16 protein-coding genes are annotated in these 23519 nt (G+C 65.7%); 9 read left to right on the top strand and 7 right to left on the bottom strand.

Features of this window, described 5'->3' with window-relative positions; genetic code table 11:
• Nucleotides 1-31: 31 nt before the first annotated feature.
• From BR39_RS0102955 to BR39_RS0102945, 3 genes are all read right to left on the bottom strand, one after another.
• Complete coding sequence (locus tag BR39_RS0102955; RefSeq protein ID WP_029907553.1) at nt 32-3082, bottom strand: TonB-dependent receptor; 3051 nt, start codon at nt 3080-3082, stop codon at nt 32-34.
• Nucleotides 3083-3269: 187 nt separating this feature from the next.
• On the bottom strand, nt 3270-4292 hold the full coding sequence (locus tag BR39_RS0102950) for a FecR family protein (protein WP_029907551.1): 1023 nt from the start codon (nt 4290-4292) through the stop codon (nt 3270-3272).
• Between the two features lie 12 nt (nt 4293-4304).
• On the bottom strand, nt 4305-4826 hold the full coding sequence (locus tag BR39_RS0102945; RefSeq protein ID WP_029907549.1) for an RNA polymerase sigma factor: 522 nt from the start codon (nt 4824-4826) through the stop codon (nt 4305-4307).
• A gap of 84 nt (nt 4827-4910) precedes the next feature.
• Between BR39_RS0102945 and BR39_RS26000 the strand changes: the two genes are divergently transcribed.
• From BR39_RS26000 to BR39_RS0102915, 7 genes are all read left to right on the top strand, one after another.
• On the top strand, nt 4911-5189 hold the full coding sequence (locus BR39_RS26000) for a helix-turn-helix transcriptional regulator (protein WP_231499382.1): 279 nt from the start codon (nt 4911-4913) through the stop codon (nt 5187-5189).
• A 75-nt stretch (nt 5190-5264) separates the two neighbouring features.
• Nucleotides 5265-5522 carry a helix-turn-helix domain-containing protein gene (locus BR39_RS0102940; RefSeq protein WP_029907547.1) on the top strand — a complete coding sequence of 86 codons (258 nt, stop codon included), beginning with the start codon at nt 5265-5267 and terminating at the stop codon, nt 5520-5522.
• A gap of 474 nt (nt 5523-5996) precedes the next feature.
• Nucleotides 5997-8423, top strand: coding sequence for a type I restriction-modification system subunit M (locus tag BR39_RS0102935; protein ID WP_029907545.1), 2427 nt, complete (start codon nt 5997-5999; stop codon nt 8421-8423).
• Nucleotides 8417-9637 carry a restriction endonuclease subunit S gene (locus BR39_RS25610; protein ID WP_051695118.1) on the top strand — a complete coding sequence of 407 codons (1221 nt, stop codon included), beginning with the start codon at nt 8417-8419 and terminating at the stop codon, nt 9635-9637. Before BR39_RS0102935 ends, BR39_RS25610 begins: the two co-directional genes overlap by 7 nt.
• Nucleotides 9634-12684 carry a type I restriction endonuclease subunit R gene (locus BR39_RS0102925; RefSeq protein WP_029907541.1) on the top strand — a complete coding sequence of 1017 codons (3051 nt, stop codon included), beginning with the start codon at nt 9634-9636 and terminating at the stop codon, nt 12682-12684. Before BR39_RS25610 ends, BR39_RS0102925 begins: the two co-directional genes overlap by 4 nt.
• The gene (locus BR39_RS0102920; protein ID WP_029907540.1) at nt 12684-13382 is read left to right on the top strand and encodes a M48 family metallopeptidase; all 699 of its coding nucleotides are present in this window, start codon (nt 12684-12686) and stop codon (nt 13380-13382) included. The genes BR39_RS0102925 and BR39_RS0102920 overlap by 1 nt, the downstream gene beginning before the upstream one ends.
• Before the next feature lie 101 nt (nt 13383-13483).
• Entirely contained in the window at nt 13484-15223 is a 1740-nt protein-coding gene (locus BR39_RS0102915; RefSeq protein WP_029907538.1) for a DUF6119 family protein, read from the top strand.
• A gap of 154 nt (nt 15224-15377) precedes the next feature.
• On the opposite strand, the gene BR39_RS0102910 is transcribed toward BR39_RS0102915, so the two are convergent.
• Both BR39_RS0102910 and BR39_RS0102905 read right to left on the bottom strand, forming a co-directional pair.
• Complete coding sequence (locus BR39_RS0102910; protein WP_156035632.1) at nt 15378-16550, bottom strand: GAF domain-containing sensor histidine kinase; 1173 nt, start codon at nt 16548-16550, stop codon at nt 15378-15380.
• Between the two features lie 197 nt (nt 16551-16747).
• Nucleotides 16748-18766: a phytase gene (locus BR39_RS0102905; RefSeq protein WP_156035558.1), complete on the bottom strand. Its 2019-nt coding sequence runs from the start codon at nt 18764-18766 to the stop codon at nt 16748-16750.
• A gap of 190 nt (nt 18767-18956) precedes the next feature.
• Here BR39_RS0102905 and BR39_RS0102900 point away from each other — a divergent pair, with 190 nt between their 5' ends.
• Nucleotides 18957-20222 (top strand): histidine-type phosphatase, encoded by a 1266-nt coding sequence (locus BR39_RS0102900; protein ID WP_029907532.1) that lies wholly within the window; start codon nt 18957-18959, stop codon nt 20220-20222.
• Between the two features lie 215 nt (nt 20223-20437).
• On the opposite strand, the gene iolG (BR39_RS0102895) is transcribed toward BR39_RS0102900, so the two are convergent.
• Nucleotides 20438-21424, bottom strand: coding sequence for an inositol 2-dehydrogenase (gene iolG / locus BR39_RS0102895; RefSeq protein WP_029907530.1), 987 nt, complete (start codon nt 21422-21424; stop codon nt 20438-20440).
• 15 nt (nt 21425-21439) lie between these two features.
• On the bottom strand, nt 21440-22426 hold the full coding sequence (gene iolG / locus BR39_RS0102890) for an inositol 2-dehydrogenase (RefSeq protein ID WP_029907528.1): 987 nt from the start codon (nt 22424-22426) through the stop codon (nt 21440-21442).
• Nucleotides 22427-22595: 169 nt separating this feature from the next.
• Between iolG (BR39_RS0102890) and BR39_RS0102885 the strand changes: the two genes are divergently transcribed.
• On the top strand, nt 22596-23483 hold the full coding sequence (locus BR39_RS0102885; RefSeq protein ID WP_029907526.1) for a MurR/RpiR family transcriptional regulator: 888 nt from the start codon (nt 22596-22598) through the stop codon (nt 23481-23483).
• Nucleotides 23484-23519 lie beyond the last annotated feature (36 nt).

Below are 23519 nucleotides of genomic sequence, written 5' to 3'. Positions count from 1 at the left end.
CGCGGCGCGCCGCCCAGGTCTTAGGGGGCGGCTACCAGGTCTTGCTCAGCTGCAGGGTCACGACGCGCCCGACCGGATCGGCGTTGGCCGGGTCGTAGCCCAGGCCCAGCGCCGAGTCGTAGAACGGCGGGTCGCGGTCCAGCAGGTTCTGGACGTTGAGGCTGGCGGTCAGGCCCCGCCAGGCCGACGCCTTGGGGGCGCACAGGATGTTGAGGTCGAGCGTGGTCCAGGCGTGGATCCGTCGGCCGCCGTCGCCGTCGAGGTCCCCGACCCGGTTGAGCGACGAGGTGGTGGTGAACGCCCCGTGGGTCCAGGACGCGCTGGCCCGCAGGCGCAGGTCGGCCGGGTTTCCCGCCGTGCCCGCCAGCTCGACGGCCGAGGCGGCCGGGGTGACCTTGCGCTGGTAGTCCAGCAGCCAGGAGCCCGACAGGCTGAGCGCCAGGGGATCGTCGCCGAGGCTGGCCTGGTAGCGCACGCCGGCGTCCAGGCCGCGCACCCGCAGCTGGCCGGTGTTGCTGTAGCGGGTGTCGACGATCGCCCCGTACGAGGTGGCCGGGAAGACCCCCTTGGCGTAGGAATTGGGCGCGTCGATCAGCGCCTGGATCCGCGCCAGGTCCGCTGGATCGCTGGCCGGCGAGACGAAGGCGCGGAACGGCGAGAACTCCGGGCCCGACAGAACGGTGAAGATGTTCTCGCTGGCCGGGCGGCCGATGCGGTTGTCGAAGGCGGTCTCGAACAGCGTCGCGCTGGCCTGGAGCCTTCGCCAGGACGGCGGGGCCAGCTCCAGGGTCAGGGCCTTGGAGGTGGCGGTCTCGGGCTTGAGATCGGCGTTGCCGCCGTAGAGCAGCATCGAGATCACCTGGGCCGGCCCGTTGGGCAGGATGGTCGGGGCGATGATCTGCGGATCGGTCAGCTCGGTCAGGGCCGGGGCCCGGAACGACGTCCCGTAGCTGGCCTTCAGGGTCGCGCCGGCCGCCGGCGACCAGATGATCCCGATCTTGGGGTCGGTGCTGTGGACCGCGCCGCCATAGTCCTCGCGGCGCACCGCCGCCGACAGCTCCAGGCGCCGCAGGCCCGGCCGGGCGTTGGCGGACGAGAACAGCGGCGCGCGGATTTCGGCGAAGGCCGCCGTGACCGTCCGCTCGGCGTCGCGCGGACTGACCGCCGAGGAGGCCAGGGTGTACTGGAAGGTCGAGCCGCGGCTGTGCAGGGCCTCCTTGCGCGCCTGGCCGCCGATCGCCACGCCGACCGGCCCGCCGGGCAGGGTCAGCAGCGTCCCGTCGAGCTTGAAGTTGACCGAGCGGGTCCAACTCCTGGACTTGCGCCAGATCTGGCCGGCCGACACGAAGTCCAGCACCTTCTGGGCGTTCTTGCCCTGGCCGATGAACGGGTTGAAGTAGCCGTCGACGGCCGGATCGTAGGCCGTGCCCGGGTCGTTGGGGACGACGCCCACCGCCTCGTCCAGCCGCGCGTAGTGCGGAAGGTTGCTCGTCAGGACCTCGAACCGTTCCTGGCCGAAGGCGCCGTAGGCCTCCAGGCGCCAGCCTTTGGGCAGGCGCGCCTGCCCGCCCAGCGACAGGCCCACGCTTTTGGCCGTCCCGTCGGTGATCGAGCCGCCCAGCTCGTTCTGGAAGGAGTAGGCGATGGTCTCCATCGCCGAGCCGTCGGGGGTGGCGTAGCCAGGATTGTTGGCGTCGACATAGATCGTGGTGTTGGCCGGCGGGCCGAGGCTGTGGAATTTTCGCCGGCCCAGGCGCGCGTCGCCCGACACCGCGATCGCCGGCGCCAGGTCCTGGCCGAACGCGAGATAGAGGCTGTCGCGGCGCTGGCGGGGCAGGAGGTCGTAGCCGGCCTGCTGGTTCTCCAGATTGACCACGCCGGGCAGGAAGCTCGACGGCGTCAGGGCCGTGCCGTCCTGGCCGGCCGGGATGGCGTAGGCCGGGATCAGGGCGCCGCTCGCGTCGGGTTTGAGCAGGTTGCCGGGGCTGCCGTAGCTCCAGCGGTGGTCGGCCCCGCCATACGGGCGCAGGTCGGCCTGGCCGGCATAGGGCCGGTCGATCGCCCGCAGGCGGTCGCGCGCCGAATGCTCGTAGGAGACCAGGGCATGGCCGCTGTCCCAGGTCTTGCCGACCGTCTGGCCGAACACGACCTGGGTCGCCCCGCCTTGCGTGGCGCCGCCGCTCAGCAGGCGGGTCTCGGCCCCGTCGTAGCGGGTCTTCAGGACGATGTTGACCACCCCGCCGACCGCGTCCGAACCATAGAGCGCCGAGGCGCCGTCCAGCAGGATCTCGACCCGGTCCACCGCGCTCATCGGGATCGACGAGACGTCCGCGAAATCCCCTTTCAGGCCGGTGCCGGCCAGGCGCCGGCCGTTGACCAGCACCAGGGTGGCGTCCGCGCCCAGGCCCCGCAGGTTGACCCCGCTGGCCGAGCTGGAATTGGTCGCTAGCGGGTCGGCGCCGGTCGAGGCGGTGTCCTCGCTGGCCTCGCCGCCGAAGTTCTGGGGCAGGGCGGCCAGGGCGTCGGCGACGCTGGCCCGGCCGTCGCGGTCGAGTTCCTCGCGGCTGAGCACGATCACCGGCGAGGCGCCGTCCTTGACGCCCCGGATATGGCTGCCGACCACGATCTCCGACAGCAGGGTCGGGTCCTCGGCGAGGGCCTGCGGCGGCGTGACGGGCAGGTCGGCGCCCGTCGGCTCAGGGACGCCCGGGTCCTGCGCCCCTCGCACCGCCGCCGCCGGAAAAAGCCCGCCGCGCGGCCGCAGGACCAGCACCCGGTCGGCGGCCCGCTGGACCTGCAGGTCGCTGCCGGCGATCAGGCGTTCCAGCGCTTGGTCGGCGGTCAGCCGGCCGCTGACCGCCGGGGCCTGGCGACCCGCCACCATCTGGCTGGTGAAGACGATCTGCACGCCCGTCTGCTTGGCCAGGGCGAACAGGGACAGGTTCAGCGGACCCGGCTCGAGCCGGATCTCGGCGACCTGGTCGGCCCGCCCCGCGGCCGGCGGCGCGGCCCACGCCGCGCCGGTCAGACCGGCGGTGAAAGCCGTGGAACTCAGACACAACAACGCAAAGCGCACGCTCATCACAATCCCCCAAGGCGCTTGGCCGCCGCCTCCATGGCGGCCGTCGTCGAAGCGCGACGCGGGTGAGACACGCCGGGGCGCGTCCTACCCTACCGGGATGCGAAAGATTTATGACGTCAAGCCGCCGCGCGCGTCGCAAGCCTTGTACGCGACCGCCTGATCGGGCCGTGGGCGCGGCGAAGCCGCGTCAGCCGGTTGGGGCGGGGCGCGGGGTCAGTTCGAAGCCGCCGTCCGCGCGCGGCGCGCTCCTGAGGTCCAGCGCCGCGGCCATGCCGGTGACGAACGCCTCCAGGTCGCCGGCGTCGAACACCCCGTTGATCCGCTCATTGGCTGGCGCGCCCGGACCCAGCACCACCTGGCGGCGGCTGTAGCGGTTGACCTCGGCCACCGCGTCGGCCAGGCGCGCGTCCCTGAAGGTCAGGCGCCCGTCGGTCCAGCCGGTGGCGGCGGCGACGTCCACCGACGCGGGCCGGGGCGCGGCGGATCGGCCCATCTCCACGCCTTGCCCGGCGTTGAGGGTCAGGGGTCTGGTCCCGGGGCGGTCCTGCGACACCTCCACCCGGCCCTCGGCGAGCGTCACCCGCACCGCGCCCTGGCGGCGATAGACCTCGAAGCGCGTGCCGATCGCGCGCACGGCCGTGTCGTCGGCGGTGACGACGAACGGGCGGCTCGGATCGTGGGCGACGGCGAACATCGCCTGGCCCCGGTCCAGGACCAGGGCGCGCCGTTTGTCCGTCAGGCGCACGCGCACCTGACTGTCGGTGTTCAGCTCGATGGTCGAGCCGTCCTGCAGGCTGATCGCCCGGCGCTCGCCCACGGCGGTGCTGTAGGTCTTCTGGTTCCAGGGTGTGGCGACGAAGAGGCCGGCCAGCAAGGCCGTGGCCGCCAGCACCGACCCGAACCCCGCCGTCGTCGCCCAGGGGCGGCGGCCAAGCCGGGCCGGCAGCGAGGGCTTTTCCTTGGGGCGGCGCGCGGCCGCCTCGGCGATCGCCCGCAGCCGGGGATCGTCGGCCAGGGCCCGGGTCTGGGTCGCCAGGGCCTCGACCCGCGTATAGGCCGCGTCGTTGAGCGTGTCGGACCGCCACGCGTAGAAGGCCGCCAGGTCGGCGTTGCTGACGCGCTGGCCCGCCAGCTTGGCGTACCAGGCCGCCGCCTCGCTCTGCGCGCGCCGGTCCCGGGCGTCCGGCGCCGTGGTTCCATTCTCGATCATGGCCGGGCCTGACTAGCCCCGGACCATGTCGGCGCACCGGGCGATCGCCTGGGTCATTCGCTTTTCCACCGCCTTGACCGAAATCCCGCGAAGTTGCGCGATCTCGCGATAGGTGAGCCCCATCACGTGGCTGAGGGCGAAAACATCGCGCAACTTTGGCGGTAAGGCGAGCAACATCTGTTCGAAAAAGACCGCCTGCTCCTGGCTCTGGTCGATCACCTGGCCGGCCAGGTCGTCATGACCCGGATCGGTCGCGGTCTCGCGGGCGGTCTTGCGCAGGCGGTTGGCGGCCAGGTTCAGGGCGATGCGGGCCAGCAGGGACCTGGGGCTGCGGATCGGGGCGGGCGGGATGTAGCGGTGGATCCGCAGCCAGGTGTCCTGGGCGATGTCGGCGGCCTCGTCAGGCCCGTAGCGCCGAACCAGAAGCGCCGTCAGCCAGGCGCGGTGGCGCAGATAGGCGTCGGCCAGCGGCGGCCGCCCGTCCTCGGAGGGCGGGGCGTCGGGGGCGGTGAACTGGACGTCTAGCGGAGACATGAAACATCCCGGACCGAGCAGGCACGGGGTGAATCCTACCGAAATACGGAAAAACTGCATACGCGAATTTTCCGTATAGGTGCTTTGCCGATCAACGATTGGTCGGCCCAAATGGCGAGTTCAATTTTCGATGAAGGGCATAGACGGCTTGTCGAGCTATTGATCGACGCGCGCAAGAAATCGGGCCTCAAACAAGCAGAACTCGGCCGGCGGGTCGGTCGAAGCCAGAGCTTTATCTCACTGATCGAAAGAAGCCAGCGGCGCGTCGATGTGGTGGAATTCATCGCGCTGAGCAGAGCAATGAACGAAGACGTCGAAGTGATATTCAAAGCGCTGCTACAAGCTCAAGCGATGTCAGATTGAGGAAAATACGGAAAAAGTGCATACGGCCTTTTTCCATATACCTGGGTTGCCGGTCCAATTCCTGGTCGGCTCTCCATGCCAAAAACTATATTCGAGGGCGCGCACAGCGCACTTGTTGAAATCATGATTGGCGCGCGTAAGCAGTCGGGTCTCACCCAGGCAGAACTCGGCGAGCGTGTCGGAAAAGACCAGACTTTCATTTCATTGATTGAGCGATCGCAGAGGCGCATCGACGTGCTTGAATTTATCGCTCTTGCCCGAGCTATGGGCCGGCGGCCCGAGGAGTTGTTCGCCACGTTCCTGGCTCATGCCCCCGACAAGATCGAAATCTGATTGGGCGTCTCGCGCGCTAGGCGCGCGACCGCGCTCTACGGCGCCGGACGCGGCAAACCGCGCCGGCCGCCGCCGAGCCCGCTCCGCGGTCTCGGCCCATCCGGGTGACGATCGCTGACGCGATCGGCTAGAGCGGCTGAGTCGGAACCACCGATAATGACTCTTCTCTGACCTTCGGAAGGTCCGCTTCCCGGCGCCGGCGGTGGCCCCTCCGACTTCGATCCGCGAGCGGGCAAACATGCCTCTTAGGCGACGTTCGGAAGGGCTGCCTTCCGCCCTCAATTCAAGCTTCGCCGCGCGCTGTCAGCAGCCGACGCTCACCTGATCTTCGGAGTTTGAGCGACCGGCACCGACTAGAGCTTCTGCAGAAGTCCAAGCCCCCTTCGTAGCACTATCGGGAGGCCCCCGGATCGCGCACAATGGGTGGGAATCGCCGGACTGCCGTCTTGAGGCTCGCGGCTTGGACGAGTGCGAATGGCTATCAAGAAATCCGAACTCTACAGCTCAATCTGGGCGAGCTGCGACGCGCTGCGCGGCGGGATGGATGCGAGCCAGTATAAGGACTACGTCCTCTCGCTTCTGTTCATCAAATATGTGAGCGACAAATACGCGGGCCGGAAGTTCGCGCCGATCAATATCCCCGAAGGCGCGTCGTTCGCCGACATGGTGGCGCTCAAGGGCAAGCCGGACATCGGCGACCAGATCAATAAGAAGATCATCGCGCCTCTGGCGGCCGCGAACCAGCAGCTCAACCAGGCGGACTTCCCCGATTTCAACGACGCGGTGAAGCTCGGTTCCGGGAAGGAGATGGTCGATCGCCTGACGGACCTCATCGCCATCTTCGAAGCGCCGAGCCTCGACTTCTCTAAGAACCGCGCCGAAGGCGACGACATTCTCGGCGACGCCTACGAATATCTGATGCGTCACTTCGCGACGGAGAGTGGCAAGTCCAAAGGTCAATTCTACACGCCGGCCGAAGTCAGCCGGGTCATGGCGCAGATCATCGGCATCCGCCAGGCCGCGACCAGTAACGACACGACCGTCTATGACCCCACCTGCGGCTCAGGATCACTGCTCCTCAAGGTCGGCGACGAGGCGCAGGCCAAGGTCACTCTCTACGGCCAGGAGAAAGACGCGGCGACCAGCGGCCTCGCGCGCATGAACATGATCCTCCACGACAACCCGACCGCCATCGTGGAGCAAGGCAACACGCTCACCGACCCGAAATTCCTCGACGGTGAAACCGTCAAATCCTTCGACTTTGTCGTCGCCAATCCGCCCTTCAGCGACAAGCGCTGGAGCACCGGCCTGGACACGCTCAAAGACAAGCATGGCCGCTTCAAAGGCTTCGGCATCCCGCCGGCGAAGCAAGGCGACTATGCCTACCTCCTTCACATCGTCCGCTCCCTGAAGAGCACCGGGACCGGCGCCTGCATCCTGCCCCACGGCGTACTCTTCCGCGGGGGCGCGGAAGCCGAGATCCGCCGCTCGCTCGTCCGCAGGGGCTACATCAAAGGCATCATCGGCCTACCGGCGAACCTGTTCTACGGGACCGGCATCCCCGCCTGCATCGTCCTGATCGACAAGAAGGACGCGCAGGCCCGTAAAGGCATCTTCATCGTCGACGCTTCTCAGGGCTTCATCAAAGACGGCCCCAAGAACCGCCTCCGCGTGCAGGACATCCACAAGATTGTCGACGCCTTCACGAAGCTCGCCGATCTCCCTGGCTACTCCCGCATGGTCCCGTTCGAAGAGATCGAGAAGAACGAGTTCAACCTCAATCTCCCCCGCTACATCGACAGCCAGAAGCAGGAGGACCGGCAGGATATCGAGGGCCACCTCCGCGGCGGCATCCCGCAAGCCGATATCGATGCGCTTCAAGCCTATTGGGCAGTGTGCCCCGGGTTGAGGTCAGCGCTCTTCCGCGATCTGCGCCCTGGCTATGTAGCGCTCGCGACCGAGAAAGCGGCGATCAAGGCGACGATCTACGAGCACCCGGAGTTCGCCGCGTTCATCAAATCGATGGGCGATCACTTCGCTGCTTGGCGCACGAAGGCCGCGCAGAAGCTGAAGGCATTGAAGGTTGGCGTCCACCCCAATGACGTGATCTTCGAGACTTCGGAGAGCCTCCTCGGCCACTACGCCGGCAAGCCCCTCATCGACAAATACGACGTCTACCAGCACCTCATGGACTACTGGGCGGAGACGATGCAGGACGACGTTTACGCCGTCGCGCAGGACGGCTGGAAGGCGATCCCCTACCGGATCATCGAGAAGGACAAGAAGGGTAGGGAGAAGGACAAGGGTTGGGCCTGCGACCTCGTGCCTAAGGACCTGATCGTCGCGCGTTACTTCGAGACCGACCAAGCGGAGATTGAAACGCTCACCGCCAGTCTTGAAGCAGCGTCGGACGCCTTGGCGACTTACGAGGATGAGAACGCCGGCGACGACGGGCTATTGAGCGACGTCGTCGAGGGCGAAGGCGACAAGCGCAAGATCACGGCCAAGTCCGTCAAGGCACAGACAAAGGACCTCAAGGGCGCAGCCGACACCGAGGAGGAACTGGCAGCCCTTCAGGAGTGGCTGCGCCTCTCGGAAGTTGAGGCTGATCTCAAAAGGCGGCTGAAGCGCGCCGAGGCAGAACTCGACGCCAAAGCACTCGCGCAGTACGCCAAGCTCACCGAGCCAGAGGTTCAGATCCTTGCCGTCGACGAAAAGTGGCTCGCTCGGGTGGACGCTGACATTCACGGCGAGATGGATCGAATTAGCCAGACATTGACTGATAGGGCGCGAACCCTCGCGGATCGCTATGAAACGTCTCTCCCGACACTGATCGCAAACACGGAGCAGCTATCAGCCAAGGTTGAGGGCCATCTCAAGGCCATGGGGTTCGCATGGTAGCAAACCGTTCAGAGTGGACCCCGACCCGCCTTCGCTCGCTGCTTAGTCAGGATGCGACTTATGGCATCGTCACCGCCGGGACCTTCGTGCGCAGCGGTGTGCCGATGGTGCGCGGCGGCGACATCAAGGCCGGCCGGATCGGCCGGGACATGCCCCATGTATCGCCCGCGAAAAGCGACGAGTTTAGGCGAACCATCGTCAAGATGGGCGACGTCTTGATTGCGCTCGTCGGCTACCCAGGCGAGGCCGCGGTGGTTCCGCCAGACCTTGAAGGCGCGAATATCTCGCGCGCCGTCGGGTTGCTTCGACCCACCGACGAGTTGCTGCCAGAGTTCCTGACTTGCTACCTGAACTCTTCAGTTGGCAGAGCTGAGTTTCTGAAGCCGAGCGCTGGCTCCGCTCAGATCGTTGTCAACCTGCGCGATCTCAACAATCTCTATGTTCCTCTCCCGTCTACCATCGCAGAGCAGGAAGATGTCGCGCGCAAGCTCCTCGACGCTGACGCTCAGATAGATGGAATTCAGGCACTCATCACTAAGAAGAAGGCGATCAAGCAAGGGTTTGCACAGGAGCTGCTGACTGGTGAACGTCGCCTTGCCGGTTTCACGCAAGCTTGGAATTCGCACACCCTCAGTGACGCCTACGAGTTCAAAAATGGGCTCAACAAGGAGAAGCGGTTCTTTGGGATCGGCACGCCTATCATCAACTACATGGATGTGTTCTCTAGTCCCTATATTCGGCCGAATAGCCTCGCAGGCAGGGTGACGGTCAGCGCGGTCGAGCGATCCAACTACTCGGCCCGCAAGGACGACGTCTTTTTCACGAGAACCTCCGAAACGGTCGACGAAATCGGCATGGCATCCGTACTGACTGACGAGCTGGCAAACGCTGTCTTCAGTGGCTTCGTCCTCCGTGCTAGGCCAAAGCAAGACCTACTGAAGCCAGCCTTCGCAGGTCACGTTCTCCGCTCAGAGTATGTACGCCGTCAGATCATGGCGACCGCTTCGTACACGACGCGGGCTCTGACAAATGGCCGCCTCCTGTCCGCCATCAAGCTGGATGTGCCACCCCCGGACGAGCAAGTCGCGATCGCTTGTGTTCTTTCGGACCTAGATCGAGAGATCGAAGCCCTAAGCCTTCGCCTTGATAAGGCTCGCAAGATCAAGCAAGGCATGGGACGAGAGCTCCTTGCCTCTCGGGTGGCATTCGCATGAGCGATCACGTCGGCAAGGCAGAGCGCGCGACGCAGCGGAGAGTGATCGAGCTCCTCCGCGATGAGCTTAAATATGACTATCTCGGCGACTGGTCCGACCGGCAGAGCAACAGCTGCATCGAAGAAGAGTATCTTACGCCCTGGCTTAAAGGCCGGGGCCATTCCGACGCGCAGATTGCGGCGGCCACCTACCGGCTTCGCCTAGAGGCGATCAACAGCAGCCGCAGCCTCTACGACAACAACAAGGCAGTCTACTCGCTACTCCGCTACGGCGTCCCGGTGAAGGTTGAGGCCGGCAAGGTCACCGAGCTCGTTACCGTCATCGACTGGAAAAACCCGGAGGCCAATGACTTTGCCGTCGCCGAAGAGGTGACGCTCAAGGGCGGCCATGAGCGCCGGCCTGACCTTGTGCTCTACATCAACGGCATCGCCGTCGGCGTGATCGAGCTGAAGAGCAGCCGCGTCAGCATCGGCGACGGGATCCGGCAGCTCCTCTCGAACCAGATGCCTGAGTTCAACGAGGCCTTCTTCGCGACGACGCAGATCGTCTTCGCGGGCAACGACTCCGAAGGGCTCCAGTACGGGACCATCGGCACGCAGGAGAAGTTCTTCCTCAAGTGGAAGGAAGATGAAGACGACAACGCCCGTTTCAAGCTCGACAAGTATCTCCTGAAACTTTGCCGGAAAGGCCGGCTCATCGAGCTCATGCACGACTTCGTGCTCTTCGATGGGGGCCAGAAGAAGCTGCCCCGGGTTCACCAGTATTTCGGGATCAAGGCGGCGCAGGAGCATGTCCGCCAGCGCAAGGGCGGGATCATCTGGCACACCCAGGGCTCCGGGAAGAGCATCGTCATGGTGCTCCTCGCCAAGTGGATACTGGAGAAAAACCCCAACGCGCGCATCGCGATCATCACCGACCGCGACGAACTCGATAAGCAGATCAAGCGCGTCTTCACCGATGCCGGCGAACAAATCCACCGCACCAGCAGTGGCCGCGATCTCATGGCCAAACTCGGCCAGGCCGCGCCGCGCCTGCTGTGCTCGCTCGTCCACAAGTTCGGGCGCAAGGGCGACGAGTTCGATGCCTTCATCAAGGAGCTTGAAGAGCAGCCGAGCGTCGCGGTCGGCGAAGTGTTCGTCTTCGTTGATGAGTGCCACCGTACACAGAGCGGCAAACTCCATCGCGCCATGAAGGCCATGATGCCGAACGCCGTCTTCGTCGGCTTCACCGGGACGCCGCTCCTGAAGCAGGACAAGGCCACCAGTCTCGAGGTCTTTGGGAGCTACATCCACACTTACAAATTCAGCGAAGCCGTCGACGACGAGGTGGTCCTCGATCTAGTCTACGAGGCCCGCGACATCGACCAGAAGCTCGGCTCAGAGGACAAGATCGAGGCCTGGTTCGACGCCAAAACCAAGGGGCTCAACCACTGGCAGAAGGACGAGCTCAAGAAGAAGTGGGGCACGATGCAGACCGTGCTCAGCTCGCGGCACCGGATCGAGCGCATCGTCATGGACATCGCCCATGACTTTGGCGTCAAACCGCGCCTGAGCGACGACCGCGGCAACGCCATCCTGGTCGCGTCCAGCATCTACGAAGCCTGCAAGTTTTACGAGGCGTTCCAGAAGACCACCCTCAAAGGGCGCTGCGCGCTCGTCACCTCCTACAACCCGCAAGCCCAGGATGTAACCAAGGAGGAAACCGGCGCCAACTCCGAAACCGACAAGCAGTTCATCTACAACACTTACACGGCGCTCCTGAAGGACGTTGAAGCCAAGCCCGGAATGTCCCGGACCGAGAGCTACGAAGAGGATGTCAAAGACCGCTTCATCCACCAGCCGGTGAACATGAAGCTGCTGATCGTCGTCGATAAGTTGCTGACCGGCTTCGACGCCCCCAGCTGCACCTATCTCTACATCGACAAATCCATGCAGGATCACGGCCTGTTCCAGGCCATCTGCCGGACGAACCGCCTCGACGGTGAGGACAAGGAATTCGGCCACATCGTCGACTACAAAGACCTCTTCAAGAAGGTCGAGAACGCGATCTCCGTCTACACCTCCGAGATCGACGACAGCGCCGGCGGCGCGAGCCCCGAAATCCTGATCAAGGACCGCCTTGAGAAGGGCCGCGAGCGCCTGGACGACGCGCTCGAAGTGCTGGCGACACTGTGTGAGCCAGTCGAGCCGCCGCGCGGCGAGCTCGAGCACATCCGCTATTTCTGCGGCAACACCGAGATCGCCACCGATCTCGAGGAGCACGAGCCGCAGCGCGCCGCGCTCTACAAGGCGGTCGCCTCACTCGTCCGGTCCTATGCGGGCATCGCCGACGAGATGGAGGAAGCCGGCTACAGCAAAGACGACATCACCCGGATCAAAGGCCAAGTCGAGCACTACGTTCGCCTGCGCGACATGATCAAGCTGGCCAGCAGCGAAGTCCTCGATCTCAAGGCCTACGAGGCCGATATGCGGCACCTCATCGACACCTATATCGAGGCTGACGAGCCGCGGAAAATCTCCCCCTTCGACGGGATCAGCCTCGTCGATCTCATCGTCAAAAGCGGCATTGCCGCCGTGATCGCGGGCCAGCTTGGGGGCCTCAAGGGCGATCAGCAGGCCATCGCCGAGACGATTGAAAACAATGTCCGCAGCAAGATCGTCAAAGAGCACCTGAACGACCCCGCCTATTACGAGCGGATTTCAGCGCTGCTCGAAGAGATCATCCGGGCCCGCAAGGCCAAGGCCATCGACTACGAAGCCTATCTCAAGCGCATCGCGGAGATCGCCGCCCAGCTCAGTAAGGGCGCGGCGGCCGCAGCGCCGCCGACCCTCGACACGCCCGGCAAGCGCGCGCTCTTCAATAACCTCGGCGAGAACGAGGAGCTGGCCCTTCGCGTTGATCACGCCGTCAAGGATGCTCGTCCGGATGGCTGGCGCGGCGTCGAGCCGAAGGAGCGCGTCATTAAGGCCGCCATGTACGACGTCCTTGGCGAAGAAGCCGAGGTCGAACGCGTTTTCGCGATCATCAAGGCTCAGCGGGAGTATTGATGGCACAGGTGCTCAGCCTTGGCGACGTGTCGGTCGATGTGGTGTTCAAGGACATCAAGAACGTCCACCTCAGCGTCTATCCGCCCACAGGCCGGGTGCGCATCTCAGCGCCCCATCACATGACCCTCGAAGGTATACGGCTCTTCGCGGTCGCGAAGATCGGTTGGATCAAGCGCCATCAGCGGAAGATCTGTGCGCAGCCGCGTGAAACGCCCCGCGAGTTTCTGGAGCGCGAAAGCCATTATCTCTGGGGCCGGCGCTATCTGCTCCGCCTGGCAGATGGCGATCCCGGCGTCGAAATCAGCAGCCGCTCGATTGAACTCAGTGCGCCGCATCAGGCGACGGCTGCGACGCGCCGCCAAGTGCTTGAGGACTGGTATCGTGCCGAAGTGCGCCGTCAGGCCGCTCCGCTCCTTGCTAAATGGCAGGAGCGGCTCGGCGTCTCACTCGACCGCTTCTACGTCCAGCGCATGCGCACCAAATGGGGCAGCAGCAACCCCGGCAACCGCACCGTCAGGCTCAACCTCGATCTCGCGCGGTTTCCGGTCGATTGCCTCGACTATGTTGCGCTTCACGAGCTCGCTCACTTTGTTGTGGCGAACCACAACGAACACTTCGCAGCCCTTCTCGATCGGCACATGCCAGGCTGGCAGCAGGTTCGTGCGCGGCTAAATGAAGGGCCGCTTGCGGCGATTTGATCTCGCGTCACGCGCGCATACGTCCGTACTACAGCCATCCCTAGCGGATTTGCCTCCATCGCTGCTAAGCTGCTGGCAATGCCGGCTGCCAGGGGGGGAGGATGAGTGAAATAAAGAGAGTCACTCTCTACAAGATCAAGTCCGACCTTGAGTTCGACGACTATCTCAACGGCGACCTGAACACGTATGACTCGTTCGCCGACGCCGACGCCGGCTACTCAGGTTACATCAGGTACGTGAAAGCGGGCGGCGCTGAGAAGACAGACGACGCCATTCCGTGGCTGCGTTTTCTGAACTCGGGATTCGACGTCAAGCGATACACGTACGTCGCCCACAATTTCTTCCCGCGGGCCATCATGGCTCTGCGCGTCTCGACGGATGCCGGCGACAATGTCCACTACGTCGCCACCTTCGGTCAGCACGGCGACGCCTTCCTCGATCGATCCCGCATCGTCCACGACTTCGGCATCAAGGTCGGGATGAATATCTGCGACATCGACAAACTCCGTCGCGTCCAGACATCCGCACACGAGGCGATCAGCCGCCAGACCGAACGCCAGGCCAGCATCGGCGCGAGCCTTCGCGCATTCGGGATCAACACCGAGGCGGAAATCCTTCGTACCCTCGCCGGGAGCGTGAAGAATGCCTATGCCGACCTGATCGAGTCCTTCAAGGGCAAGGACAGCATCCAGATCAAGCTACCGAAGGATGCGCAGTTCGGCTGGTCGGCGCTTGCCGACGTCTGCCGTCGCCTTGAAGAGCGTTATTGGGCCGCCGACTACCGCGACACCGAATTCAGAAGCTACGACAATCTTCGGCACGAGTCGGACCCTGACATCGTGGATGCTCTCGACGCGGCGCTCTGCGCGAAGATCGAAGCGCTGGACTTCTCCAAGATCCATCTCGCTCCTCCGGAGTTCCTTGAGGTGGATGATCCAAGCTTCGCCTACCGAAAGCGCGAGGAAGATGACGACGAAGTTCCCCGTTTCGATGACCTTCGGATCGACGACATCGTGGCGACCCGCCGGTTCATCCGGAACCTAACGGCTGGCAAGCTCCGGACGTGGCCCATCTATCGGTACGATGAGGAGCAGGAGCGGACCTTCCCTCTCTGGAATACCTATCAGTGCATCGTCGCCGAACTTGAGTATCTGGGGAAGACCTACGTCCTTTCGAACGGCCTGTGGCGCGAGGTCTCGCAAGAGCTCAAGGACAAGGTCGATGGCTACTTCAACGCCCGCGATCTTGACGTTGATGCGCCGTACCTACCCGCAGGAACGAATATCTTCCATGCCGGGCGCAACCAGAACCGCGAGGAAGTCTACAACGAGGCGGCCGCCCGGGGCAGCGACGACCTCTTCCTCCTCGACCAAGCCAAGATCGAAATAGCGGGGCGTCGCCTTTACGAGGTTTGTGATTTACTGCACGGCAACAAGCACTTCGTGCATGTGAAGAAGTACGCGTCCGGATCAGCTTCCATCAGCCATCTGTTCACGCAGGCCAAGATGTACTCCCATGCGATCTGCTCCGACGAGCCGACCCGTGTGGGGATCGCCGAGTGGGTCCAGAACGATGACCACGACGCCAACGCAACCAAGGACAAGGCGCGGTTTGCGGGGTTGCTTCCGGCAAAGGCAGCTGACTTCAACGACACCGACTACACAGTCGTGTTCTGCATTCTTCACGACAGCGACGCCTTCGCGCTCGGGGACCTGCCATTCATGGCACGGTACGAGCTGATGCTTGCGCACAGCTATCTAACTGAGGATCGTCGCTTCAAAGCTGGTGTCTGCTTCCGGCGGGTTGAACTGGGCCAGGCGCAGGCGCAACCAAGACCCTAGCCGGGGGTGTTGATATGGTACGAGCCAACGCCGCCGCTCACATTTCTCAAGGTCTTCTCTCTGCACTGATCGGAAGGTCCGCTGATGGCGCGGGTCGGCCACAGTCCACCAACAAGCTGGTTGGGGGGGCGGCACACGCATCTGAGTGGTCGCGCTAGTTCTCGAGCGGCATGCGAAAGGTAAAGCGCGTCTCGGTCGCATCCGAACTGGCCCTCAGGTTCCCATTGTGGGCGCGCGCGATTTCGGACGCGATGTAAAGGCCAAGCCCAAGGCCCTGCTGTGTCGGCTTGGCCGCGGCCCGCTCGAACGGCTGGAAAAGACGGGCAAGCGTTTCTCTAGGGATCGGCGGACCTTGATTGGCCACGGAGAGCTCGAACACGCCGTTCACAATCTTGGCCTCGACCGAAACGGGCGCGTCTCCGGCGCCATGGGTCAACGCATTGGCCAAAAGGTTCGAAAGGAGCTGAGCTAATCGGGCGGGGTCGGCCGGCACCGGCGTGGGAATGTCGACGTCAGCCTCGATGATCCGTTCGGGATGGGCGGTCCGAAGCTCAGACACGACATCGAGCAGTGCGGACCCGACGTCGTTTTCGAGAGAAAGATCGACATTGAAGCCGCCGCCCAGACGGGCGCGTGCGAAATCCATTACGTCAGAAATCAGGCCGGCCATTCGCGCGGTGCTCGTCTCCATCTGCCCGAGGATCCAGCCGCTCTTCGGCCCGGTCGGGTCTTTGCGCAGAAGGCGCACGCCGCCCTCGATGGCGGCCAACGGGTTGCGCAGGTCGTGGCCGAGCACGGCGATGAACTGCTCGCGCAGTTCAGAACCGGCCCGTTCATCTGACAGCGCCGCCTGGCTCAACGCCAGCTGCTGCTGATCCGCTAGCTTCTGGCCGATTAATTCCGCGAAGATCTCGAAGGTCTCCTGCGCGTCGCGATCCGTCAGCGGAGCCGGCGCCGGATCAATTGCGCACAGGGTGCCAAAGAACTCGCCGCGGCGGAAAATGGGGACGGCGATGTAGCTTTGCAGTCCATACATCGCAGGTGTGGGATGGTTGCTATAGACCGGGTCGGCCGCGACGTGGTCGATCACGACTGATCGGTGATGGTCGCGAATTTCGCCGCAAAGCGTCGTCTCGACCTTCAGCTCGCCGCCGACCGGCAAGCCAAAGTTTATGTCGTCAGCCACCGCGCAGGCGACCCAACGATCGGCCGTGACCCGAGCGACGACCGCATACCCCATACCGGTCAGGCGGCATATGTTCTGTAGAATTCTGGGAACAAGCCCGATCGAGGCGATCGCCGCAATGTCGTCAGCGATTTCCGTCACGCTCAAGCCCACTTCAAGGAATGGCGCGACGATGCTCGGCCTTTATGTGGAAGGCAATACGCAACGCAGCGTCCTTGAGGATCGGCTCGGCGCAACGACGCGCCTTTAAGGTCCAATTGCCGGAGCTGGGCCAACGTCAGCTCCTGGCGCATATCGGCGTGACCGCCTGTAGCGGCGCCATGCCGATCTTGCTCGGCTCAGTTCAGCCCCAGCTTCCGGGGGATCGTGGACCACGGGACCAGCTTGAAGTTCTGGTTCTCGGGCGGGGAGACGTTGCGGCCGTCCTGGGCGACGAAGGCGCCGCCTTCCAGGCCCGCGCCCAGCGAGGCGCTGGTGACGTCCAGGCCGTCCGTCTCGGATATGCCGTCGATGCCGGTCGCGCCGTCGGCGATCACGGCGAAGCTGCCGACAAAGGCGTTGTCGCCCTCGCGCCGGAACAGGGCGTAGCTGTTGTTGCCTTGGCTGGAGACCACCAGATAGCCCTTGCCGCCGGACTGGGCGTAGAGGCCCACGCCCTCCAGGTCGTCCTTCAGGGCGGGATTGTCGGCCACGCGGGCGACGGCCTTGCGGGCCGTGCCCGTGGCCGGCTCGGCGCCCAGCTTCCACAGCGCGACGTCCTCCTCGGCGACATACAGCGCGCCGGTCTCGTCGTCGGCGACGCAGCCTTCGGTCTGGGTGTCGAACTTCACGTCGCGCACGGCTTCGGCGCGGACCTTGCCGGCCGGGGTGGCGACCAGCTTCCACTGACGGACCAGGCCGTCGGGATCGCTGATGAACACGAAGGTCGCGCCCTTCCTGTTGCGGTACATGCACAGGCCGTAGGGATCCGATAGGCCGGTGGCCTGGACGCCGTCGGCGACGCTGGTCAGCTGCCGGGTGTCCGGGTCGATCGTGTAGATCGCGATGGCCTTGTGCGTCCGGTCGCTGGCCGTGACCAGGGTGACGCTCTTGCCGCCCAGCTTGAAGCCGTGGCGCAGGTCGACATTGTTCATCTTGCCGTCGGGCAGGTACTGCAGCGGCTTGCCCGCCAGATCGTAGACCAGCATGCCGCCCTTCTTATCGGTGGCGATGATGGCGCTTTTGTCGGGATCGGTCGGGTGAACATAGATGGCCGGGTCGTCGGCCGCGTCGCCGCCGTGCTCGACCGGCTGGGTCTCCATGGTGGCCGTCACCAGGGCCAGCTTGCTGGGCGCGACCGTCGGCGCGTCGGCGCCGGGCGAGACGTTCAGGGCGGCGGCGACGTCCTTCCACGACAGCACCTGGGTGTTGGCCCCGGCCTTGCGATCGTCGGTGACCAGCAGGGCGCCGGCCGGAAGGCCCGGGCCGACGGGCGCGCGCAGGCCGAACAGGCCCGACGGGCCTTGCAGCACGTCCGCGCCATTGGCCTGGATGCGGAAGGCGCCCAGGAAGCGGTCGTCGGCGTTGCGGTCATAGACATTGTAGTCGCCGGCGTCGGCGTTGGCGGCCACCAGGTAGTTTCCCCCCGCGCCGCCGTTCAGGACAGCCAGCCCGCCGACCTCGCCCTTGATGCGGCCCAGGCGGTTGATGTCGACCACGGTCGCCACGGCCTCGGCCTCGGGATCGGCGTCGTAGCGCCAGATGCCGACCGCCTGCTGGGCGACATACAGCGTGCCGGCGGCGTCGTCGGCGACGCAGTACTTGGCCTCGGACGACAGGTGCAGGCGGCGCACGATGCGGCCGTCCAGCTTGCCGTCGGCGGCCTGGAAGAGCAGCCACTGGTCCAACTGGCCCTCGCCGCCCAGGGTGAAGGCGTAGAGCGCGCCGTCGCGGGCGCTTCTGTGCAGGCACAGGCCTTCGCCGGCGTAGCCCAGGGTCAGGGGGCGGGCGTCGAGGCTGGCGGCGGTCCCGCCGGCGAAGTCGTAGCGCGACAGGCGCAGGCGGCCGTCCTTGCGGTCCAGCACCGCGATCAGGTCGCCGCGCACGTCGACGCCGTAGGTCTCGCCGCCGGCCAGGGCCGAGCGCCGCTGGCCGTCCAGGCCGTAGAACTCCAGCCCGCCCAACTCGCCGGTGGCGGCGATGACGCTTTTGGCCGGATCGGCGGCGTTGTAGAGCAGGGCGGAGGCGTTGGCGCCGCCCTGAGCGGTCGGGACGGTCGCGCCGACCGGGGCCACCCCGGCGGTCTGGGCCAGGGCCGGGGCGGCGATCAGCAGGGCCAGGACGCTGGCGGCGGCGAAGGTGGTGCGGCGATGGATCATGTGGTCCCCCTGATGTCGCATCTGTGTCGTGCGACCTGGCTAGAGCGGTCGCCCTGACGCCCCGCTGACGAAATCGGGCTGGGCGACAAAAATTGCACTAAAAATTCTAACTGAGTTGCAAAATAGAATATCCATTCGTACAACTCGGTCAACAAGCAAGCCGCCGACCGTGAGCGGCGAGGGAGGCGTTATGGCGAGACTTCGATACGCACTGATGACGGCCGCGATGATCGCCGCGCCCCTAGCCGCGGCCATGGTCACGAGCCCGGCGGCCGCCGCCTCGAACGGCGGTCCGACCGGCGATCTGAAGCTGGACCGCATGGTCATGGTCATGCGCCACAGCGTCCGCCCGCCGACCAAGTCGCCCGCCACGCCGGAAGGCACGACCGCCCAGCCCTGGTCGACCTGGACCACGCCGTTCGGCGAGCTGACGCCGCATGGGATCGAAGGCGCGCGGCTGATGGGCGCCTATAACCGCACCTTCCTGGGCGCGCGCGGCCTGATCCCGCGCGACGGCTGCGCGCCCAAGGGCGAGATCGTGGTCTGGGCCAGCGGCAAGTCGCGCGCCATCAAAACCGCCGAGTCGTTCGTCGAGGGCCTGCAGCCGGGCTGCGGCATCGTGGTCGACCATCCCGAGACCGAGGACAACGACCCGGTCTTCCATCCGGCCGAGGGCATCGACGGCGACATCGCGCTGAAGGCCGCCCAGCGGCAGAAGCCCGGCGTCGCCGCCGAGGCGCGCGTCCACGCGGCGGACTTCGCGGTGCTGCAACGCGTGCTGGGCTGCGATCCGACCACCAAGGCCGGCTGCGACATCGCCAAGCGTCCGTCCGAGCTGAAGGGCAACAAGGGCGACAGTCCCGACCTGGAAGGCGCGCTGTCGATCGCCTCGACCGGCGGCCAGACCGTCCTGCTGGAATATGTCGAGGGCAAGCCGATGGACCAGGTCGGCTGGGGCCGCGCCTCCAAGGCCGACATCCACGCCATGCTTCGCTTCCATCCGGTGAAGTTCAACTACGAGGTCGGCGCGCCCTACATCGCCGAACGCTACGCCGCCCCGATCGCCAAGCGTCTGCTGTCGGCCCTGAACGGCGAGGCCGATACCGGCCGCCTGACCCTGCTGGTCGGCCACGACACCAACATCGCCGCCCTGCGCGGCTTCTTCGGCGCCCACTTCACCGCCGCCGACTATCCCCGGGACGATCCGCCCCCCGGCGGCGCCATGGGCTTCGAGCTGCTGAAGGACAGCGGCGGCCACGCCTTCGTCCGCGCCTTCTACACGGCCCAGAGCATGGACCAACTGCGCGAGCTGCAGCCGCTGACCGCCAGCAATCCGCCGGCCTTCTCGTACTTCCCGATCCCCGGCTGCGGCGTGAAGGGCGACGCCACGGTGTGCCCGCTGGAGACCTTCCAGAAGATCGTCGGCGGCAAGCTGGCCAATCCGGCGAAGAACTGAACCAACCTGCTAGGTGAGACTGGAAGCGGCGGCCTTCGCGAGAGGGCCGCCGTTCTTTTTGCGTCCTTCTCCCCTTGCGGGAGAAGGTGGCCCGAAGGGCCGGATGAAGGGTCTCTCAAACGCCGGACGAAGAAGGGGCCGCGCGGCTTTCGCCGGTGCGACCCCTCATCCGTCGGCCTTCGGCCGCCACCTTCTCCCGCAGGGGGAGAAGGGTCTTACAGCTTCACGACCTGTCCGGTCTTCGCCGACTGGCCCGCCGCCTCGGCCAGGGCCAGGGCCTCGACGCCGTCGACATAGCCGACCGACGGCAGTTCATCCCCGCGCAGGATCCCCGCGAAGTGCGCCATCTCGCGGCGGTAGGCCTCGGCGTAGCGGTCGAGGAAGAAGTTCTGGAAACTGTCGCTGGCCGCGCCGGCCTCGCCCCAGACGCTGACGGTGCTTTCCATGACGTTGTCGGCCCGCACCAGGCCCTTGGCGCCGAAGGCCTCGATGCGCTGGTCGTAGCCGTAGCCGCTGCGACGGCTGTTGCTGATGACGCAGATCTTGCCCGAGGCCGTGCGCAGCAGGATCTTGGCGGTGTCGACGTCGCCGGCCTCGCCGATGGCCGGATCGACCAGGCAGCTGGCGGCGGCGAACACCTCGACGACCGGCTCGTCCAGCAGCCAGCGGGCCATGTCGAAGTCGTGGATGGCCATGTCCTTGAACAGGCCGCCCGACACCTTGACGTACGACACCGGCGGCGGGGCCGGGTCGTGGCTGGTGATGTGCACCGTCTCCAGCGCGCCCACGACGCCGCCGGCCAGCCGGGCCTTCAGGCCCTGGAAGTTGGGATCGAAGCGGCGGTTGAAGCCGAGGAACAGCTTGACGTCCTTGCCGCCCAGCAGCCCTTGCGCCGAGCGCGCGCGGGCCAGGTCCAGGTCGATCGGCTTCTCGCAGAACACCGCCTTGCCCGCCGCCACGGCCTTCAGGCAGTAGTCGAGGTGGGTGTCGGTCGAGCTGGCGACGATGACGCCGGCGACGGCCGGATCGTTCAGGGCGGTGTCGAGGTCGGTGACGCTCGCGCCGGTGTCCGCCGCCAGGCTGTCGGCCGCCGCGGCGACCGGGTCGACCACGTATTTCAGGCGCAGGCCGGGCTGGCCGCCGACGTTCTTGGCGTGGATGCGGCCGATGCGGCCGGCGCCCAAAATGGCGATGTCGTGCATGGGAACCTCGATACTCTAGAGTCGGACAGGGGCGCCGGTCGCCGCCGAGCGGGCGGCGGCTTCGGCGAGTTCCAGGGAGGCGACGCTGGCCGCGAAGCCGGTCTCCGGCGCGGCCTTGCCTTCCAGGACATCGGCGAAATGATCCATCTCGGCGGCATAGGCGCCGGCGTAGCGGTCGATGAAGGCGTAGGGGAACTTGTCGGCCTGGGCGCCGGCCTCGCCCCACACCGACACGGCGGTGTTGGTCAGGTTGTCGACCCGCGCCGCGCCCTTCGAGCCGAAGGCCTCGATGCGCTGGTCGTAGCCGTAGCCGCTGCGGCGGCTGTTGCTGATCATGCACAGGCGGCCCGAAGCGGTGGTCAGCACGACCTTGGCGGTGTCGACGTCGCCCAGGCGGCCGATCTCCGGATCGATCAGGCAGCTGGCCCAGGCGAACACCTGGACCGGCCGCTCGCCCATCAGCCAGGGCGCCAGGTCGAAGTCGTGGATGGTGAAGTCCTTGAACAGGCCGCCGCTGGTCGGGATGAAGGCCGGGGGCGGCGTGGCCGGGTCGTGGTTGACGATGTGCAGGCTCTCCAGCTGGCCGATCGCGCCGCTGTCGATCCTGGCCTTCAGGGCCTGGTAGTGCGGGTCGAAGCGCCGGTTGAAGGCCACGAACAGCTTGCCCTCGGCTTTCTCGAGTTCGCCCGAGGCGGCCAGCAGGCGGGCCAGGTCCAGGTCCAGCGGCTTTTCGCAGAAGACGACCTTGCCCGCGCGCAGGGCGTCCAGGGCGTTGTCGAGATGGGCGTCGGTCGAGCTGGCGACGATGATCCCCTTGATGTCCGGATCGGCCAGAACCGCGTCGAAGCTGGCCAGTCGCGCGCCCAGCGCCTGGGCCAGGGGGCCGGCGACCTCGGGGCGGGGATCGACCAGGGCGACGAGGTCGAGGCGGGGATTGGCGGCGGCGTTGCGGGCGTGGATCGCCCCCATCCTGCCCGCGCCCAGCTGAGCCACCTTGATCATGTTCGTCACTCCCCGATCGGCGGCTCTCCGGGGCCGCGTTCCATTGTGCTGTAATATGGAACAAAAATTCCTTCCAGATGGAAAGTGGAATGCGGCGATGAATCTGGTGCGTTTGTGTTCGGGCGCGGAACGGATATTCTAATTCTAGAGCGATCATATCGAGGGACCGATGGACGAAGCGACCCCGGCGTTGGAAACGGCGCCGAAGACGGCCGAGGAACTGCGCGCGGCGATTCTCGAGCGCTACGACTCGCTGAGCAAGCGCCTGCAGCAGATCGCCCGCTATGTGCTGGACGAGCCCAACGAGATGGCGCTGGAGACCCTGGCGGTGATCTCCGAGCGCTGCGGCGTGCAGCCGTCGGCCATCGTCCGGTTCGCCAAGACGTTCGGCTATCCCGGCGCCAGCCAGATGCAGCGGCTGTTCCGCGACGGCCTGCTGTCGGGCCACGCGGCCCTGGGATACGGCGAGCGCGTGCGCCACTTCAACGAGGCGGTCGCCAAGAAGCCCGAGGGCGGGGCCGACGTGCTGGCCGAGTTCGTCGAGGGCAACACCCTGGCCCTGCAGAACCTGGCCCAGACGGTCAGCGAGGCTGACATGGCCCAGGCGGTGAAGATGATCGACAAGGCCGAGACGGTCTATGTGGTCGGCTTCCGGCGCTCGTTCCCGGTGGCCTCGTACCTGGCCTATTCGCTGCAGCAGGTGAACAAGCGCACCCTGTTCATCGACGGCGTGGCGGGCCTGACCAAGCAGCAGGTCCAGACCATCGGCCCCAAGGACGTGCTGATCGCCGTCAGCTACCACCCCTATGCGGAAGAGACGATCCAGGCGGTCGAGATGGCGGCGGCGCGCGGCGCGGCCATCCTGTCGATCAGCGACAGCCTGGTCAGCCCGATCGCCAAGCCGGCGGCGCTGGTGCTGCACGTGCGCGAATCGGAGGTGCGGACCTTCCGCTCGCTGGCCGCCTCGATCTGCCTGGCCCAGGCCCTGGTCATCGGATTCGCCTTCGAAAGCTCGCGCGCCAAGGGGCGCTCCGCCAAGGCCGCCAAGCCGGGTTGAACGATCTGTTCTATCTCGCCTCCAAAATGAAATGGA

Source organism: Caulobacter sp. UNC358MFTsu5.1 (genome assembly GCF_000712075.1).
Taxonomy (GTDB): Bacteria; Pseudomonadota; Alphaproteobacteria; order Caulobacterales; family Caulobacteraceae; genus Caulobacter.
The sequence above is the reverse complement of the archived record's forward strand: the minus strand, read 5'-3'. Positions and strand labels throughout refer to the sequence as shown.